The organism is Streptomyces sp. NPDC059582, assembly GCF_042735715.1.
Lineage (GTDB): Bacteria > Actinomycetota > Actinomycetes > Streptomycetales > Streptomycetaceae > Streptomyces.
Genome location: NZ_JBHWCC010000038.1, coordinates 38,754 through 53,763, shown reverse-complemented (window position 1 = coordinate 53,763; position 15,010 = coordinate 38,754). Strand labels below are relative to the sequence as shown.

Annotated in this window: 13 protein-coding genes; 3 read left to right on the top strand and 10 right to left on the bottom strand. The window is 71.4% G+C overall.

Annotated elements, in window-relative coordinates; all coding sequences use genetic code 11:
- Positions 1-161: 161 nt before the first annotated feature.
- Together ACFV0T_RS28245 and ACFV0T_RS28240 are read right to left on the bottom strand one after the other, a co-directional pair.
- On the bottom strand, positions 162-1,139 hold the full coding sequence (locus ACFV0T_RS28245; RefSeq protein ID WP_385784865.1) for a zinc-binding alcohol dehydrogenase family protein: 978 nt from the start codon (positions 1,137-1,139) through the stop codon (positions 162-164).
- A gap of 154 nt (positions 1,140-1,293) precedes the next feature.
- Positions 1,294-2,808, bottom strand: a complete 1,515-nt coding sequence (locus ACFV0T_RS28240; protein WP_385784862.1) for an FAD-dependent monooxygenase — start codon at positions 2,806-2,808, stop codon at positions 1,294-1,296.
- A gap of 139 nt (positions 2,809-2,947) precedes the next feature.
- Between ACFV0T_RS28240 and ACFV0T_RS28235 the strand changes: the two genes are divergently transcribed.
- Positions 2,948-3,436 (top strand): MarR family winged helix-turn-helix transcriptional regulator, encoded by a 489-nt coding sequence (locus ACFV0T_RS28235; RefSeq protein ID WP_385784859.1) that lies wholly within the window; start codon positions 2,948-2,950, stop codon positions 3,434-3,436.
- A gap of 68 nt (positions 3,437-3,504) precedes the next feature.
- On the opposite strand, the gene ACFV0T_RS28230 is transcribed toward ACFV0T_RS28235, so the two are convergent.
- The 8 genes from ACFV0T_RS28230 to ACFV0T_RS28195 all read right to left on the bottom strand — a co-directional run bounded on the left by ACFV0T_RS28230 (position 3,505) and on the right by ACFV0T_RS28195 (position 11,767).
- Complete coding sequence (locus ACFV0T_RS28230) at positions 3,505-5,124, bottom strand: FAD-dependent oxidoreductase (RefSeq protein ID WP_385784857.1); 1,620 nt, start codon at positions 5,122-5,124, stop codon at positions 3,505-3,507.
- Between the two features lie 30 nt (positions 5,125-5,154).
- On the bottom strand, positions 5,155-6,117 hold the full coding sequence (locus tag ACFV0T_RS28225) for a GNAT family N-acetyltransferase (protein WP_385784854.1): 963 nt from the start codon (positions 6,115-6,117) through the stop codon (positions 5,155-5,157).
- 541 nt (positions 6,118-6,658) lie between these two features.
- Complete coding sequence (locus ACFV0T_RS28220) at positions 6,659-7,432, bottom strand: SDR family NAD(P)-dependent oxidoreductase (RefSeq protein ID WP_385784851.1); 774 nt, start codon at positions 7,430-7,432, stop codon at positions 6,659-6,661.
- Positions 7,429-8,859, bottom strand: a complete 1,431-nt coding sequence (locus ACFV0T_RS28215) for an FAD-binding oxidoreductase (protein WP_385784848.1) — start codon at positions 8,857-8,859, stop codon at positions 7,429-7,431. Before ACFV0T_RS28215 ends, ACFV0T_RS28220 begins: the two co-directional genes overlap by 4 nt.
- Positions 8,859-9,227 carry a hypothetical protein gene (locus tag ACFV0T_RS28210; protein ID WP_385784845.1) on the bottom strand — a complete coding sequence of 123 codons (369 nt, stop codon included), beginning with the start codon at positions 9,225-9,227 and terminating at the stop codon, positions 8,859-8,861. The genes ACFV0T_RS28215 and ACFV0T_RS28210 overlap by 1 nt, the downstream gene beginning before the upstream one ends.
- 11 nt (positions 9,228-9,238) lie before the next feature.
- The gene (locus ACFV0T_RS28205; protein ID WP_385784842.1) at positions 9,239-9,460 is read right to left on the bottom strand and encodes a hypothetical protein; all 222 of its coding nucleotides are present in this window, start codon (positions 9,458-9,460) and stop codon (positions 9,239-9,241) included.
- Positions 9,450-10,034 (bottom strand): O-methyltransferase, encoded by a 585-nt coding sequence (locus ACFV0T_RS28200; protein WP_385784839.1) that lies wholly within the window; start codon positions 10,032-10,034, stop codon positions 9,450-9,452. Before ACFV0T_RS28200 ends, ACFV0T_RS28205 begins: the two co-directional genes overlap by 11 nt.
- Before the next feature lie 197 nt (positions 10,035-10,231).
- Positions 10,232-11,767: a long-chain fatty acid--CoA ligase gene (locus tag ACFV0T_RS28195; RefSeq protein WP_385784837.1), complete on the bottom strand. Its 1,536-nt coding sequence runs from the start codon at positions 11,765-11,767 to the stop codon at positions 10,232-10,234.
- Positions 11,768-12,028: 261 nt separating this feature from the next.
- On the opposite strand from ACFV0T_RS28195, the gene hemA reads away from it, so the two are divergent.
- Both hemA and ACFV0T_RS28185 read left to right on the top strand, forming a co-directional pair.
- Positions 12,029-13,240, top strand: a complete 1,212-nt coding sequence (hemA, locus tag ACFV0T_RS28190; protein WP_385784834.1) for a 5-aminolevulinate synthase — start codon at positions 12,029-12,031, stop codon at positions 13,238-13,240.
- Between the two features lie 120 nt (positions 13,241-13,360).
- On the top strand, positions 13,361-14,962 hold the full coding sequence (locus ACFV0T_RS28185; RefSeq protein WP_385784830.1) for a class I adenylate-forming enzyme family protein: 1,602 nt from the start codon (positions 13,361-13,363) through the stop codon (positions 14,960-14,962).
- Positions 14,963-15,010 lie beyond the last annotated feature (48 nt).

Below are 15,010 nucleotides of genomic sequence, written 5' to 3'. Positions count from 1 at the left end.
CGAGGGCAACGCCGTGCAGGGGCAGGTGGGTTCGCAGGGGCCGAAAGGCGCAGAAGGCCGCCTGCCGTATGCACGGGAGGCGGCTCTGTCACGCGGTGAGTTGTCGATGGCCGGCCGCGCCCGGGGGATTGGCGCGGCCGGCCATCTCCCTCAGGAGGCGGTCAGGGAACGAGAACGACCTTCCCGAGCTGGGCCCGGGCCTCCATCAGTTCGTGCGCCTTGACGGCGTCCTGGAGGGAGAGCCGCTCGTGGACGACCGGGCGGACCTTGCCCGAGCCGATCATGTCGAGCAGGTCGCGCTGGCCCGCGGCGATGGCCTCCGGCTTGTTGTAGAGCATCGCGTAGAGCGCGAAGCCGGCGACGGTCTTCATCCGGCTGAGGGCCAGCGGGTGGATGGGCTGGATGTTGCCACTGGCCGAACCGTAGAAGACCAGCCGGCCGAACTGGGCGGTGATCTGGATGCTCTTGGTGAGGATGTCGCCGCCGACGGTTTCCAGGACGACGTCCGCGCCGCGGCCGTCGGTGGCGGCCTTGACCTGCTCGTCCCAGTCGTGGTCGGTGTAGTTGATGGTCACATCGGCACCGAGGCCGCGGACGAAGTCCAGCTTGGCCTGGGTGCTGGCGGTGGCGATCACGCGGCCGGCGCCCATCGCCTTGGCGATCTGCACCGCGAGGTGGCCGACGCCGCCGGACGCGGCGTCGATGAGGATGGTCTCGCCGGGCTGGAGCTGACCGGCCTCCTTGATGGCGTGGTAGGCGGTCTGGGCGGGGCTGGGCAGCAGGGTCGCCTCGGCCGCGTCCATGTTCTCGGGAATGGTGATGGTCCAGGCGGAGTCGGCGACGACGTAGTCGGCGTAGGCGCTGTGGTCCACGTCGACCACGACCCGGTCGCCGACCCTGACGTTGGACACGCCCTCGCCCAGCTCCTCGACGGTGCCGGCGACGTCACCACCGGGGGCGCCGGGCAGGTCGGCGTGGCCGCCGATCGGGATGCCCTGCCGGCGCTGGACCTCGGCGAAGGTGACGCCGATGGCCTCGGAGCGGATCAGCACTTCGCCCGGACCGGGCTGCGGCCTCTCCACCTCTTCGACACGCAGCACTGCGGGGGCTCCGTGCTCGTAGTGGCGGACGATGCGCATGGTGTTCTCCCAACTAGGAGGTTTCTTCGAGCCGCGGTCTTGGCCTGCTGGCTCCGCCCAGGATTCCGGGTTGCATTTACATGCTCTTATGCATGTGTTGACGAGTATACACATGATTGCAGACAGTTTTCACCGCTGCCCGCAGGAGGCTCTCTCAGGCCGTTCCGAACCAGGCGGCCAGGGCGGCGCCGAGCCCGTCGCGCAGTTCTGCGGCGGTCGCATCACGGTCCGCGGCCCACGCCACATAGCCGTCGGGGCGCACCAACAGGCCCGCCAGTTCCGGCTCCTGGTCGCAGACCGCCCGAATGTGGCGCACCCGCTCTCCCCCGCGCACGCGCTCACCCCACTCCCCCAGGGCCTGCGAGACCTCGGGGCGGCCGGCGAGGTCGAGCAGCACGCCGGTGGCACCGCGCAGGTGCTCGGGCAGCAGGCTCTTCCCGTCGTCCGCCCGCAGTTCCAGGTCGCGGGCGAAGTCGCCGAGCAGCCGGTGCCCGGGGCCGTCGAGTTCGTAGCGGACCGTCACACCGCTGAGCATCTCGGCCAGGTGCCGGTTGACCTGCTCCTTGCGCATCAAGTCGGTGAAGAGCTCGCGCAGTTGCGTGACGTAGGGGTCCGGGTTCATCAGCGCGATCTGGGCGCGGGTGTTGGCCAGCACCCGGCGGGCGGGGGCCTGCCGCTCCTTGTCGTAGCTGTCGAGCAGGCCCTCGGGTGCCCAGCCGTGGACGGTCGCGGCCAGTTTCCAGCCGAGGTTGAAGGCGTCCTGGAGGCCGAGGTTGACGCCCTGCCCGCCCACCGGGAAGTGGGTGTGGGCGGCGTCGCCGGCGAGCAGGACGCGCCCTTGGCGGTAGCGGTCGGCCTGGCAGGCGGAGTCGGTGAACCGGGACAGCCAGCGCGGGGAGTGGGCGCCCAGGTCGGAGCCCCAGATCTCCCGCAGGCTGGCGGTGAGTTCGTCCATGGTGAGCTCTTCGCCGGGGTCTTGGCCCGGCTCGAAGTCGAACGTGGAGACGCGGTGGTACGTGTCGTCCAGCGGCACGCAGAACAGCAGACCGCGCCCGGTGCGCTCCATGCCCATGGGGGCGCCCTCCCGGTCGGCGAGCACGACGTCGCCGAGGCGGGCCGTCACCCGGCCTCCCGTGCCGGGGAAGCCGATGCCCGCCTCCCGGCGGACCAGGCTGCGGCCGCCGTCGCATCCGACGACGTACTTGGCCCGCAGCGTGTAGCGGGCGCCGGGACCGCTCACGTCGACCTCGGCGCCGCCCTGGTCCTGGCGCACCGCCGTGACGTCGTGGCCGCGCCGTATCTCGGCGCCGGCCTCGACGGCGTGCTCCTCGAGCAGCCGCTCGGTCCGCGTCTGCTCCGAGAGCAGCGCATAGCCGTGGTTGCTGTCGAGCGCGGAGAAGTCGACCCATTCGTCGAGGCCCGCGAAGTGTCCGTTGTTCCATGAGCGGGCGCCCTCGCGAAACCGCTCGACCAGTCCGCGCCGGTCCAGCGACTCCAGCGAGCGGGCGTGCAGCCCGAACGCCTTGGAATGCGGGGACCGTTCAGGCAGCCGTTCCAGCACGACCACGCGAACGTGCGCCATGCGCAGTTCGGCCGCAAGCAGCGTGCCCACGGGGCCTGCGCCGACGACGACGACGTCAACGTCCTGATCGATTACCTCGGTTGCCATGATCCAGCCCTTCTGGGTGCGGAAAGCAGGTGATTGCCGAGTGGATGATCACGGAGAAGATATATGCTTTAAAGCATGCAATAGCTTGTGAGCATACAGATGCTCGCTGCTAGTTAACAACTCGTCTAGGATGTCGTCCATGGACACTCCGACCCAGAGCCCGACCCGGGCAGCAGAGCTGCTCGACGCCGTGGGACCGGCCTTCTCTCGGCTGCGGCGCTCCGCGGCCCTGAATGTCGAGAAGAAGGTGCCGCGCAAGGACCTCACCAGGACCCTGGTGCTCAACATCGTCCAGGACGGTCCGGAACGAGCCGGCCAGGAGATCACCGTCGGTGTGGTCGGCGAGCGGCTCGCCGTCGACCCCTCGGTGGCCAGCCGGATGGTCTCCGACTGCATCTCCTCCGGCTATCTCGTTCGCGCGGCGTCCCAGCGCGACGGCCGCCGCATCATCCTGCAGCTCACCGACGAGGGCGAGAAGATGCTCGCCGGCTTCCGCAGGCACCAGCGGTCCGCGTACGAGCGCATCACCCGGGACTGGCCCGACGAGGAGCGGCTGGAGTTCGCCCGCCTGCTGATCAAGTACACGGACTCCCTCGCCGCGCTGCAGCCGAGCGCGGACCCCGAGTAGACAGCCGCCGGCGCCGGCGGGGCGCACGGTACGCCGCAGTGCGGTCGTGCCGCGCGCCGCGCCCGTGCTCATCCGCGGGCCAGCACCGTCCGCAGCACGTCGGTCAGGACGCCGCTCTCCTCGCCCGCCGGCTCGGCTCCGTGCGAGCGCCAGGCGACGAGACCGTCCGGCCGTACCAGTACCGCGCCTTCGGGCCCCGCCGCGTAGGCGGTGCTCCAGCGCCCCTGCGGATCACCGAGGACGCCGTCCCCGCCCTCCGCTGCCGGCACCACGCGCAGAGCGTCGAGTCCGAGCCCCAGGCGCTGCGCCGCGACGGCCCCGGCACGGGTCCAGGCCGTGCCGCGCTCCCCGGCGAGCAGGACGAAGTCGCGCCCGAACAGATCGAGTGTGGACAGCGGGGCACCGCCCCGCTGCAGCACCACATGCGGTGCCCGGGTGCCCGGTTCACCGCGCAGGGTGCGGGGATCGGACGCGTGCACCGGCGGCTCTTTGCCCGTCTCGGCAACGACCGCGGCGGAACGGACGGCCTGGCCCATCGTCACCGTCAGCTCGTCGGCCACCTCTGCCTGCTGCTCGGGCGTGGCGCTGCCCGAACGCACCGCGAGCTGCAGCGAGCCCTGGCCCGCCGTGTAGGTGGCGACGGGGCGGCGCTCGGTGTCGTAGGTGTCCAGCAGCGCGGCACCGGCCGAGCCCTTGAGCACCATGGCGAGCTTCCATGCCAGGTTGTGCGCGTCGGCGATACCGGTGTTGGCGCCGTAGCCGCCGGTCGGCGGAATGACATGGGCGGCGTCGCCCGCGAGCAGCACCCGGCCGTGCACGAAGCCCTCGGCGACCTGCTCCGCCATGTCCCAGGGAAAGCGCGAGCGGATCGTCACCGCGACCTGCGGCGCGCCGATCGCCGAACTCACCAGCTCGGTGCAGCGGCGGTCGGTGAAATCGTCCAGGCTCTCGCCGTCCTCGGGGCTGTAGCCGACGATCAGGGTGCCTCCGGTCAGCGTGTCGTCGTGCACCAAGATCCCGGTGACCTGGGGGTTCTTCACATGGACGACGCTGTAGCGGCGCTCGCCGAGCACCCCGCTCAGATCCGCCCCGAAGGCGATGCTGACATGCCGGGAGAGGACACCGCGCCCCTGCCGGGGCACCTTGAGGGCCTCACGCACAGTGCTGCGCGGCCCGTCGCAGGCCACCAGATAGCTGCTGCGGACGATGCCGGTGCCGGCGCCGTGTCCGAGCACCGCCGTCACCCCGTCGGGGTCCTCCGCGAAGGAGAGCAGCTCGGTGCCGAATTCGAGCTGCACGCCCAGCTCCTCGGCGCGGGCCCGCAGCAGCGGCTCGAGCCGGTCCTGCGGAAGGAGCAGCAGCCGTGACGGAGTGAGCTCGTCCAGGGTGTCCTCCCCCTGCAACTCCTCGCGGCTGAAGAGGACTTCGCCGGCCAGGGACTCCACCCCGGCCCGGGTCCTGTGGTTGTCGAACCCCGACGCCTCCCGGCGGGCCGCCTCCTCCAGGCCCACCTGCCGCAGCAGCTCGCAGGTGCGCGGGTAGTAGCCGACGGCCCGGGGGTGGACGGAGGTGCCGGGATGCCGCTCCACCAGGGTGCAGGCGACACCGTGGTGAGCGAGGAACACGGCGGCGGACAGCCCGACCAGGCTGCCGCCGACGATCAGTACGGGGGTTTCGCTGGAACTCATCGCGGATCCTTCCCTCGGCACGGACGACGCTCAGGCCTTGAGCGCGTAGGTCGACCAGTACGAGTCGGCCGTGAAGCCGAGCTTCTTGTTGAGCGCGACGACGGCGGTGTCGGTGATGTCGTTGAACACCTGGACCAGGGCGAGCTGTTCGTTCTCGCGTGCCGCCTGGAGCAGGAGTTCCGCCTTCAGCCAGGTGGCGAGGGAGCGGCGGCGCAGATGCGGCAGCACGAGGGTCTCGCCCGTGTCGGCCATGGGGCTGTCGCGTACGAAGAGCGTGCTGTACGCGACGACTTCGGCGCCGCCGTCCGCGACGGCCGCCACCACGTACTGGCGGTGGCCGGCCCGCAGCGCCTCGGCCTCCCGGGCGCGTACGTCCTGCACGGACGGATTGCGCATCCGGGCCTGTCCGTTGGCCTGCCCCTCCAGGGCGCCCCAGGCGCGGGCGTACCCCTGGACGAGGTGGTCGGGGCAGCGTCCGCTCCAGCGCCGCAGCCCGAATCCGGGCACCGGCCGGCGTGCCGCCGCCTCCAGCTGTGCCCGCGCGGGCCCGGCCGGCAGCAGCCGGTTCCGCATGGTCACCGACGTGCGCCGGGCCCCGAGCCCGGTGGCGAAGGCCTCCGCCGCGTCCGTGCGCGGTGCGTCCACCAGCAGCAGCTCCCGGCCGCGATCGCGCAGCGCGGCCTGTGCGGCTTCGGCCAGCGCCCGTCCGGCGCCACGGCGTCGGAAGCCGGGGAAGACCCACAGGGAACCGTGTCCGGGACCGGTCGGGTCGCCCAGGTCGAGGCCGAGTTTCACGACGCCGGCGGGGCGTTCGTCCTCGAACGCGGCCAGCACGATCCGGTCGGCGCCGTGCCGGCGCTGCAACAGCCGGGCGAGAAGCGCCTCCGTCACCGGAGGGTCTCCGGGCAGTTCATGGCTCATGGTGTCCCGGAAACCGGGGAGCAGGGCGGCGATCGTCGCCGGGGCGTCGCCGTCGAGGGTGCGAATCTCCATGGCCGTCACCCTGTCCCCCGGATCTCGAGGCGCTGTCCAGGACAGCTCGACAGCCCTTGGCCGGCGCGGTACGGATGGTGCGGCCGGACACCGAGGAGCCCGCGGCTCCAGAGCGGCCGGGGCCCCTGGGACGTCTCGTTCGCCCCATCGGCCGTCGGGCGGTTGCCGGGATCTTCCGCGACAGCGAGCCGGGCCGGCAGCCGGCCGCGCGCAGCGGACACGCGCAGCGGACATGCCGAAGCCGCCGCAGTCCGGGCCGTCCGGGGCCTGTCCCGGCAGCAGCGGCGCTGAAGCGGGAGCACTTCAGGCGGCCGTGACCGTCGCACCGCTGCTCGCGGTGCTGGTCGCGGCCTCGGGCGTGCAGGGAGTGCGCCGCCGGACCGCACCTGGCCGGACCGGGCCGGGCCGGCCAGGTCGCCGCTGCGTCCCTCGGCAGGGCCTGGGCCGACGGCGGCTACCGCCGGCACCTCGTCGGGCGCCGGACACTCGCGGCAGGGGCAGGGGCATCGCCCGCGGTCCCGGGACGATCGGGACAGCACACCTAGGCGCCTCCCGTGACGCGCAGGGTCTCCCCGTGGGTGTTGCCGTTCGCCGCGGACCCGAGGAAGACGACCGCGTTCGCCACGTCCTCGGGCACCGACATCCGCCCGGAGGGCAGGGTCTTGCCCTTCTCGTCGAGGAAGGCAGCGGGCACGTTGCCCCGTACGGTCTCGGTGAGGGTCTGGCCCGGGACGACCATGTTGACCAGGATCCCTTCCGGGCCCACCTCCCATGCAAGGCTGCGGACCAGCCCGAACAGCGCCGACTTGCCCGCCCCGTACGCCCCTGCGCCCGGCTTGCCCGTGTCGGCGAGCCCGGCGCCGATCATCACGATGCGGCCCCAGGGGCGCCCGCGCATCGCGGGCAGCGCGGCCTGCAGCGTGTGGAACACGGCGTCGACCGAAGTGCGCAGCACCTCCTGCCACTGCTTGGCCGCGACGTCCTCGAAGAGCGGGACCGGCTTGCCGGGGCGCGGAATCGCCTCGCCCCACACCACGGCGTTGTTGACCAGGACGTCGATACCGCCCCATTCCTCGGCGACCCGGCTGACCGCGTCCCGGATCGACTGCTCGTCGGCCAGGTCGTAGCGGATCACCAGCGGGGTGCCGCCGGCCGCGGCCACCAGCCGGGCCGTCTCCTGCGCCCCGGCCTCGTTGGTGTGGTAGGTGATCGCGACGCGTGCGCCCTCCGCGCCGTAGGCCACGGCCGTGGCCCGGCCGATGCCCGAGGATGCCCCGGTGACCAGCACCGCCTTGCCCTGCAGATCGGTCTTCATGAGGCCGCCTTCGTCGTGGGGGGCCGGCCGCCGATGCTCTGTGCGTGCCGGAAGAAGTCCTCGGGGTCGTAGTGCTGCTTGACCTGCCTCAGCCGGGAGAGGTTCTCGCCGAAGCAGTCCGCCTCCCAGCCCTCGCTCACCTGTGAGCTGGGGAAGTTGATGTACGAGCCGGACGCGAGCGGGGCCAGGGCCGCGGCGCAGTTGCCGGCCCAGGCGGTGAGTGCGGCCGCGGTCTCGGCGGACGGCTGCGGATCCCGGGAGGCGATCTGATAGCCGATCAGGAACTGGGCGTCGCGGTGCACATAGGCGGTCTCGGTCCTGGCGACCCGGTTCGCCGCGCCGCCCACCGCGATGCACAGCAGATAGCGCTCCTGGTCGAGTGCCGGGTCCCAGGCGTCGAGCAGTGCCGCGGCCTCGGTCCGCGTCACGGGCCGCCGGGTGAGCCGGTAGCTCTGCCGGGTGTAGGGGTGCCGGTGTCCCTGCGCCTCCGGGTCGGTGCCGGTGCGGTGGCACTGCCGCACGGTCTTGGACCCGCACAGCGCCTCGTGCATCACATCGGCGTATCGGCCGCGGGGGCCGACCGTCCGGCTCACCGGCTTCGCGCCGGCCCGCTCGCAGAGCTCGTCGAGGCTTTCGACGAGCTCTGCGGTCGGCCCGAGATGCACGCCCCAGATCTTGACCACCGGCTTTCCGTCCGGGCCGAACATGCCGGGCAGTACGACCAGGGAGGAGCCGAGTTCATCGGGGCCTTGCGCACACCAGGCCTGCCAGGCCGCGAGGACGGCGACGGCGTCCTCGTACTGCCAGAGCGTTTCGAAGCCGGTCATCATCGGCGCGTGGATGGGCCGCACCTCGAACTGCGTGACGATGCCGAACGTGCCGCCGCCTCCCCCGCGCAGGGCCCAGAAGAGGTCCGGTTCCTCGTCCGCGCTGCAGCGCACGATCCGGCCGTCGGACAGCACCACGCGGGCGGAGACCATCCGGTCGCTGCCGATCCCGAACCTGCGGGTCTGCCAGCCGATTCCGCCGCCGGTCAGGAAGCCGCCCGCGCTCACGGTGGGGAACGTGCCGGTGATGATCTGCCGTCCCTGGGGACTCAGGGCGTCCAGCGCGTCGAGCGACTGGGTGCCGGCGCCCAGGTGCACGGTGGGGCCGCCGGCCTCGATCCGGTTGATCCGTGACAGGTCGATCACGAGGCCTTCGCCGGTGGACCAGCCGTTGAAGCTGTGCCCGCCGCCGCGGACGTGCACCCGCAGACCGCTGTCCCGGGCGTGGCGCACGCAGGCACGGACGTCCTGCGGCGTCCGGCAGTACGCGATCGCGTACGGTGCGACCGAGTCGTACTCGGTGTTCTGCAGCTGGCGGGCGAGCGGGTAGCCGGGGTCCGCCGCAAGGACCAGCTCGCCGCGAAGTCGTTCGCGCAGCATTACTGGTCGATGCCGAACTTGTCGGCCGTGACCTTGGATCCGGAGTGGCCGCGCAGCTTGTTGCCGTGCGGGTCGTAGAAGTCGGCGCCGCCGGTGCCCTGCCAGCGGGACTCGGAGACGAACTCCCCTTCCACGCGGACGTGGGCCTCCCCCACGTGCTTGCCCTCGGGGTCCGCGGCCAGGATGTGGAAGCTGTATTCGAAGGTGTCAGGGCCGGTGGAGCGCCACGTGCCGAGGCCGATGTTCTTGGTGTTCAGCTGGGTTGAGACGACTCCCCCGTCCGCGGCGAAGGAGACGAGTCCGGGAACGGCCTTGCCGTCGTCGTCGAGCTGCGTGGTCCAGGTACCGGCAAGCCGAACGTCGCTCATGACAACTCTCCTCAGAACGCGGGTTGTTGGAACCAAAGTGCGGCGTCGGTCTGGAAGTGCGCTCGAAGCGCCCTGTAGTCGGGACGCAGGGCCGGAGCCCGGTCGGCAGGGGCCGCGGCCCGCGCCGTTGCGGGCTGCGGTTCGAGGCAGCCGAGCATCGCGCCGTAGATCATGTCGAGTTCGGCGACCCGGACCGGCGGCGCGGCGGTCGGGGCGGCCGGGTCAGAGGGCACGGACGGCCATCTCCAGCCCGCCGTCGAGCGGCAGTGGCAGCGAGACATAGCCGCTGTCGGGGCGGCGGACATGGGCCAGGAGGTCCGCCGACCGGCCGGTGCCGACGCCGTCGCCGGCTGGGCAGGCCACGACCATCGCGCCGGGCAGCAGCCGGGGTTCCACCGCCCGCAGGACCGGCAGGAGTCGCTCGGCGGGAGCGCCGAGTACAAGCAGGTCGACGGGCCCCGGCGCGCACGGCAGTACGTCCCGGGCGTCTCCCTCCAGTACGTCGGCGTAGGCCGTGAGGCCGGCCTGCTCGAGCGCGGCCAGGGCACTCAGCGCGCGGGCGGTGTCGGGCTGGCAGCTGACGATGCGGCCGCGGCCGTTGTCACGGAGCGCCGCCGCGATGGGCACTATCCGGGAATCCGCCGCCGAACCGCACGCGACGACCTGTGTGGCGCCGGTGGCGAGCACGAGTTGGTACAGGAGCGTGCCGGTCGCGTCCGCCGCGCTTTCGGCTCCGATGGGGGGTGCGGGGCGGATCGTCTGGGCGGCGGGATCGTGCGCAGGCCGGGTGGACGCGGTACTGGGCATCACAAGACTCCCCCGTGTGGGTACTCCCGATGGCCGGCGAATCGGCCGTCTCGAGAGTTACAGACGCCACCGGGACAGGCGACTGTCGTGGACGCTCCCACCACCCGGGGTCGAGCAGGCCTCGATCTGTGCAGGTCGGCGGCTTTACCTGGCCGCTGCCGTGCGTGGCCGCCCGGCCTGCTTCGCCCGTGTGTCACTCAGCGGCTGAGCCGAGTGACCAGCTCCCGCTTGAGCACCTTGCCGCTCGGGCCGAGCGGGAAGGCGTCGACGAACTCCACCAGGCGCGGGTACTTGTACGCGGCGAGCCGCTGCTTGCTCCAGGCCACGATCTCCCGCGCGAGCACCGCGCCCGGCACCGCGCCGGGCCGCGCCACCACGACCGCGCACACCTCCTCGCCGTGCACGTCGTGCGGGACGCCGACGACCGCGACGTGCGCCACGGCCGGGTGGCGCATCAGCACGTCCTCCAGCTCGCGGGGGTACACGTTGTACCCGCCGCGCACCACCATGTCCTTCTTCCGGTCGACGATGGACAGACAGCCCTCGGTGTCCTTCACACCGAGGTCCCCGGAGCGGAACCAGCCGTCCACCATCACCTCGGCGGTCGCCTCGGGCCGGTTGAGGTATCCGGCCATCACGTTGTGGCCCCGGATGACGATCTCGCCCAGCTCACCGGCGGGCAGCAGCTCGATCCGGCCTTCCACCTCGGCCCTGGCGATCTCCACTTCGACGCCCCAGATCGGCCGTCCCACGGTGCCCGGCCTGCATGGCCACGCCTTCTGGTGGTAGGCGACCACCGGCGACGTCTCCGTCAGACCGTATCCCTCGTAGATCTGGCAGCCGAATGCCTCCTGGAACTCCTCGAGCACCCGTACGGGAAGCGACGAGCCTCCGCAGAACGCGCGGTCGAGCGGGGGCCTGCGCGCATCCTTTGCGGCCGCGTCGAGCAGGGCGATGTACATCGTCGGGACGCCCATGAACACCGTGCACCGGTGGGCCACCATGAGGTCGAGTGCGTGCGGGCCCTCGAACCTCGGCATCAGGACCATGGTCGCCCCGGCCCGGAAGCAGGTGTTCATCCCACAGATCTGACCGAAGGTGTGGAACAGGGGCAGACAGCCGAACAGGACGTCGTCGGCCCGGAAGTCGAACGGGGACAGCATCGTCGTGTCCACGTTCATCGTGATGTTGAGGTGCGTGAGCATCGCGCCCTTGGGCCGGCCGGTGGTCCCGGAGGTGTACAGGACCACCGCGATGTCGTCCGGGTCGCGCGGTACGGCGCGCTGCACCGGCACGGCCCGCTCGGCGAGCACGTCGATCCGGGGAAAGCCGGTGTCAGTGCTTTCCATGACGGTGAACACGTCGACCCCGGCCGCCTCCGCGGCCTTGGCGCCTTCACTCATCAACGGCGCCGCGCAGACCAGCGCTTTCGCGCCGGAGTCCCGCAGGACGTACGCGATCTCGTCCGCTCGCAGCAACGCGTGCACCGGTACCACGACTCCGCCGAGCGCGAGCACGCCGAAGTACGCCATCGGGAAATGCGGTGTATTGGGCAGCAGCAGGGCGACGGTGTCACCGGGCCCGATGCCCCGCTCCCGCAGCACCGCCGCGTACTGCCGGGCCCGGTCCCACAGTTCGCGGTAGGGCACGCTGTCCGTGCCGTACACGATCGCGGGATGGTCGGGCCTGCGTGCCGCGGACTCGGCGAGTATGGCCGCTATCGAGAGGGACATGGCAACCTCCGCGCTCGCGAATCGAAATGCGTGTGGGCATTGCGCGTCGAGCATCGCACGGCGCACCAGGGCAGGCGCGTATTCCATTCCATCGTGCGGCAACCGTGCGGTAATCACGTCGAATACCGTCCGGTGGACGGCCGGTTACCGGGGCGTGGACGGGGAGGGGAGGATTGCGCTGTACAGCCGGGGCGGCGGCCTTTTAACGTGAGTTGTCGGCAGGAAGCCGCCGAGATCCTCACCAGAGAGCGAGTTGACGGCATGACACAGCATCTGGATTTCTTCACCCGCGAACTGGCCGAACTGACCGACGAAAAGCGGGAATTCCTTGAGATCGGCCGTCGCGCCGGACGCTTTCCGAGCGCCATCACGCGGGACAGGCGGGACGGCACCCCTTCCGAAATCAGCGTCTGGTGCAGCAACGACTACCTCGGCATGGGCCAGAACCCCCATGTCCTCCAGGCGATGAAGCAGGCCGTCGACGAGTTCGGGGCCGGTTCGGGCGGCTCCCGGAACATCGGCGGGACGAACCACTACCACGTACTGCTCGAGAAGGAACTGGCAGAACTGCACGGAAAGGAGGCCGCTCTGCTCTTCAGTTCCGGATACACCGCGAACGACGGCGCCCTGTCCGTACTCGCCGGACGCATGGGGAACTGCATCGTCTTCTCCGACGAGCTGAACCACGCCTCCATCATCGACGGTCTCCGGCACAGCCGCGCCGAGAAACACATCTTCCGCCACAACGACACGGCACATCTCGAAGAGCTCATCGCCGCGGCCGACCCCGGCCGGCCGAAGCTCATCGTCCTGGAATCGGTCTACTCGATGTCCGGTGATGTCGCGCCGCTCGCGGAAATAGCCAGGACAGCGAAGAAGTACGGCGCCACCACCTTCATCGACGAGGTGCACGCGGTCGGAATGTACGGGCCCGAAGGAGCCGGCATCGCCGCACGCGAGGGACTGGCGGACGACTTCACCGTCGTCATGGGAACACTCGCCAAGGGATTCGGCACCGCCGGCGGCTACATCGCGGGACCCGCGGCACTGATCGACGCGGTCAGGAGCTTCTCCCGCTCCTTCATCTTCACCACGTCCCTGCCCCCGGCCGTCGCGGCCGGCGCACTCGCCGCCGTCCGGCATCTGCGGGCCTCCGACCAGGAGCGCGACAGCCTGCGGGCCAACGCCCGGCAACTGCACGGGCTCCTAGGCGAACGGGGCATCCCCTTCATCTCGGACAACTCCCACATCGTGTCCGTGTTCGTCGGCGACGACAGCACCTGCAAGCAGGCCTCCGCGCTGCTCCTGGAACGTCACGGCATCTACGTGCAGGCCATCAACGCACCCAGTGTCCGGGCCGGCGAGGAGATCCTCCGTGTCGCCCCCGCCGCCGTGCACACCACCGGCGACGTCCACAAGTTCGTCGAGGCGCTCGACCAGATCTGGGAGGAACTCGACATCGCTCGCAGGTGACGGGCTCCCACGTCACCAGGCCGATCCCATCGAATCTCGAGGCGTGGCGGAAACGATGGCGCGGTCCGAATCGCCAGGCGGCCGGTTCGGTATCCCGTCGCGTCCCGAGATTGGATCGCTGTGGCTGCACACCTTTCCACCGGCCCCCAAGCGTCGCCGGCCACGTTCACCCACTACGTGGCGGCCGTCCTCGCAAGCCTGGAACGGCGCGGAGACGAGACCGCGCTGCGCTGGCGCGGCGCCCCCGTCACCGCGCGGGAGTTCCACCGGTCGATCACCGGCGCCGCTGCGGGCCTGCGGCGTCTGGGGGCCGGGCCGGGTACCACGATCGGGGTGCTGACGGAGGCCAACAGCCCGGTGACGCTCACCGCCCGGTACGCGGCCCACCTGCTGGGCGCGACCGTCGTCCACATCCGCTCGACGAACCCGGGGCTGCTGGCCGCGGAACTGCCCAGCGCCGCGCAGGCGGACGTCCTGCGCGAGACCGGCGCCGACCTGCTGCTGGTCGACCCCCCGCACGCCGACCAGGGCCGGGCGGCAGCGGACCTGCTGGATCGCACGATCGCGCTGGCCGGCTTCGGCGAGTGCGGTGCGGGAATCACGGACATCGCCGCCGGGCCCGTTGCGCCGCAGGAGGGTCCGGTCCTCGCGGCGCCCGACCGCGCGGTGGTGACGTACACCAGCGGCAGCACCGGCCGGCCGAAGGGGATCTGCCAGTCGTTCGCCGCCTGGAACGGCACCGTGCTCGCCGCCTACCCCGCGCTGTCGGACGCCGGTCCCGTGCGGTTCCTGGTGATCACCCCGGTCAGCCACTCCGTCGGGGTCATCCTCGACATCGTGATCGCCGCGGGCGGCACGGTCGTCCTGCATGCGCAGTTCGATCCCGGCGAGGCCCTGCGCGCCATCGAGAGCGAGCGCATCACCGGCACCTACATGGCCGTTCCCCAGCTCTACGCCCTGCTCGACCATCCCCGGCTCGCGGACACCGACGTGTCCTCGCTGCGGCAGCTGATGTACGCGGGCTGCCCGGCGTCACCCGAGCGCCTGGTCCAGGCCGTAGGCGCCTTCGGTCCCGCGCTGATGCAGAACTACGGCACCACCGAGGCGGGCCGGATCAGCGTCCTGGGCCCGCAGGACCACCAGAAGCCGCAGCTGCTGTCCAGCGCGGGACGGCCCTTCCCCGAGGTCGAGTTGCGCATCTGCGACCCGGACTCGGAGCAGGAGCTGGCCCGGCAGCTGACCGGAGAGGTCTGGGTGCGCTCACCGAACGTGATGTCGGGCTACCTGGCGGACCCCGGGCTGACGGCCAGGACGGTGCGCGAGGGGTGGCTGCGCACCGGCGACCTGGGATACCGGGACGAGGCCGGATATCTGTATCTCGTGGGCCGGCTGCACGATGTCATCAAGTCCCATGCGACGAAGATCCACCCGGCGGCGGTGGAACAGGCTCTGATGTCCCATCAGGGTGTGGCGAACGCCGCCGTCTACCGGATGCGGGACGCGGACGAGCTGGAGTTCGTCCACGCCGCCGTCGCCCTGCGCCCCGGCGCGGCCTGTACGTCCGAGCAGCTGCGCCGGCACGTCGGCGTGCGGCTGACACCGCTGCACGCCCCGGTGCGTATCGTGCGGCGCGGTTCCCTGCCCCTGACCGAATCCGGGAAGGTGGACCGGCGGTTGCTCCAGGCGCTGGACGCGTCGACACCCGCCCTGGACGACGTGTGAGCGGCCGGGTCCCTGTCGTGGATGCGGCCTCCTGTGCGGCGCAGGCGG

What these genes read in the sequence shown, in the direction of transcription:
- ACFV0T_RS28195 (WP_385784837.1), bottom strand. Translation starts at nt 11,767, where the DNA reads ATGTCCCTCTCGATAGCGGCCATACTCGCCGAGTCCGCGGCACGCAGG.
- ACFV0T_RS28245 (WP_385784865.1), bottom strand. Translation starts at nt 1,139, where the DNA reads ATGCGCATCGTCCGCCACTACGAGCACGGAGCCCCCGCAGTGCTGCGT.
- ACFV0T_RS28215 (WP_385784848.1), bottom strand. Translation starts at nt 8,859, where the DNA reads ATGCTGCGCGAACGACTTCGCGGCGAGCTGGTCCTTGCGGCGGACCCC.
- hemA (WP_385784834.1), top strand. Translation starts at nt 12,029, where the DNA reads ATGACACAGCATCTGGATTTCTTCACCCGCGAACTGGCCGAACTGACC.
- ACFV0T_RS28240 (WP_385784862.1), bottom strand. Translation starts at nt 2,808, where the DNA reads ATGGCAACCGAGGTAATCGATCAGGACGTTGACGTCGTCGTCGTCGGC.
- ACFV0T_RS28225 (WP_385784854.1), bottom strand. Translation starts at nt 6,117, where the DNA reads ATGGAGATTCGCACCCTCGACGGCGACGCCCCGGCGACGATCGCCGCC.
- ACFV0T_RS28220 (WP_385784851.1), bottom strand. Translation starts at nt 7,432, where the DNA reads ATGAAGACCGATCTGCAGGGCAAGGCGGTGCTGGTCACCGGGGCATCC.
- ACFV0T_RS28235 (WP_385784859.1), top strand. Translation starts at nt 2,948, where the DNA reads ATGGACACTCCGACCCAGAGCCCGACCCGGGCAGCAGAGCTGCTCGAC.
- ACFV0T_RS28200 (WP_385784839.1), bottom strand. Translation starts at nt 10,034, where the DNA reads ATGCCCAGTACCGCGTCCACCCGGCCTGCGCACGATCCCGCCGCCCAG.
- ACFV0T_RS28230 (WP_385784857.1), bottom strand. Translation starts at nt 5,124, where the DNA reads ATGAGTTCCAGCGAAACCCCCGTACTGATCGTCGGCGGCAGCCTGGTC.
- ACFV0T_RS28210 (WP_385784845.1), bottom strand. Translation starts at nt 9,227, where the DNA reads ATGAGCGACGTTCGGCTTGCCGGTACCTGGACCACGCAGCTCGACGAC.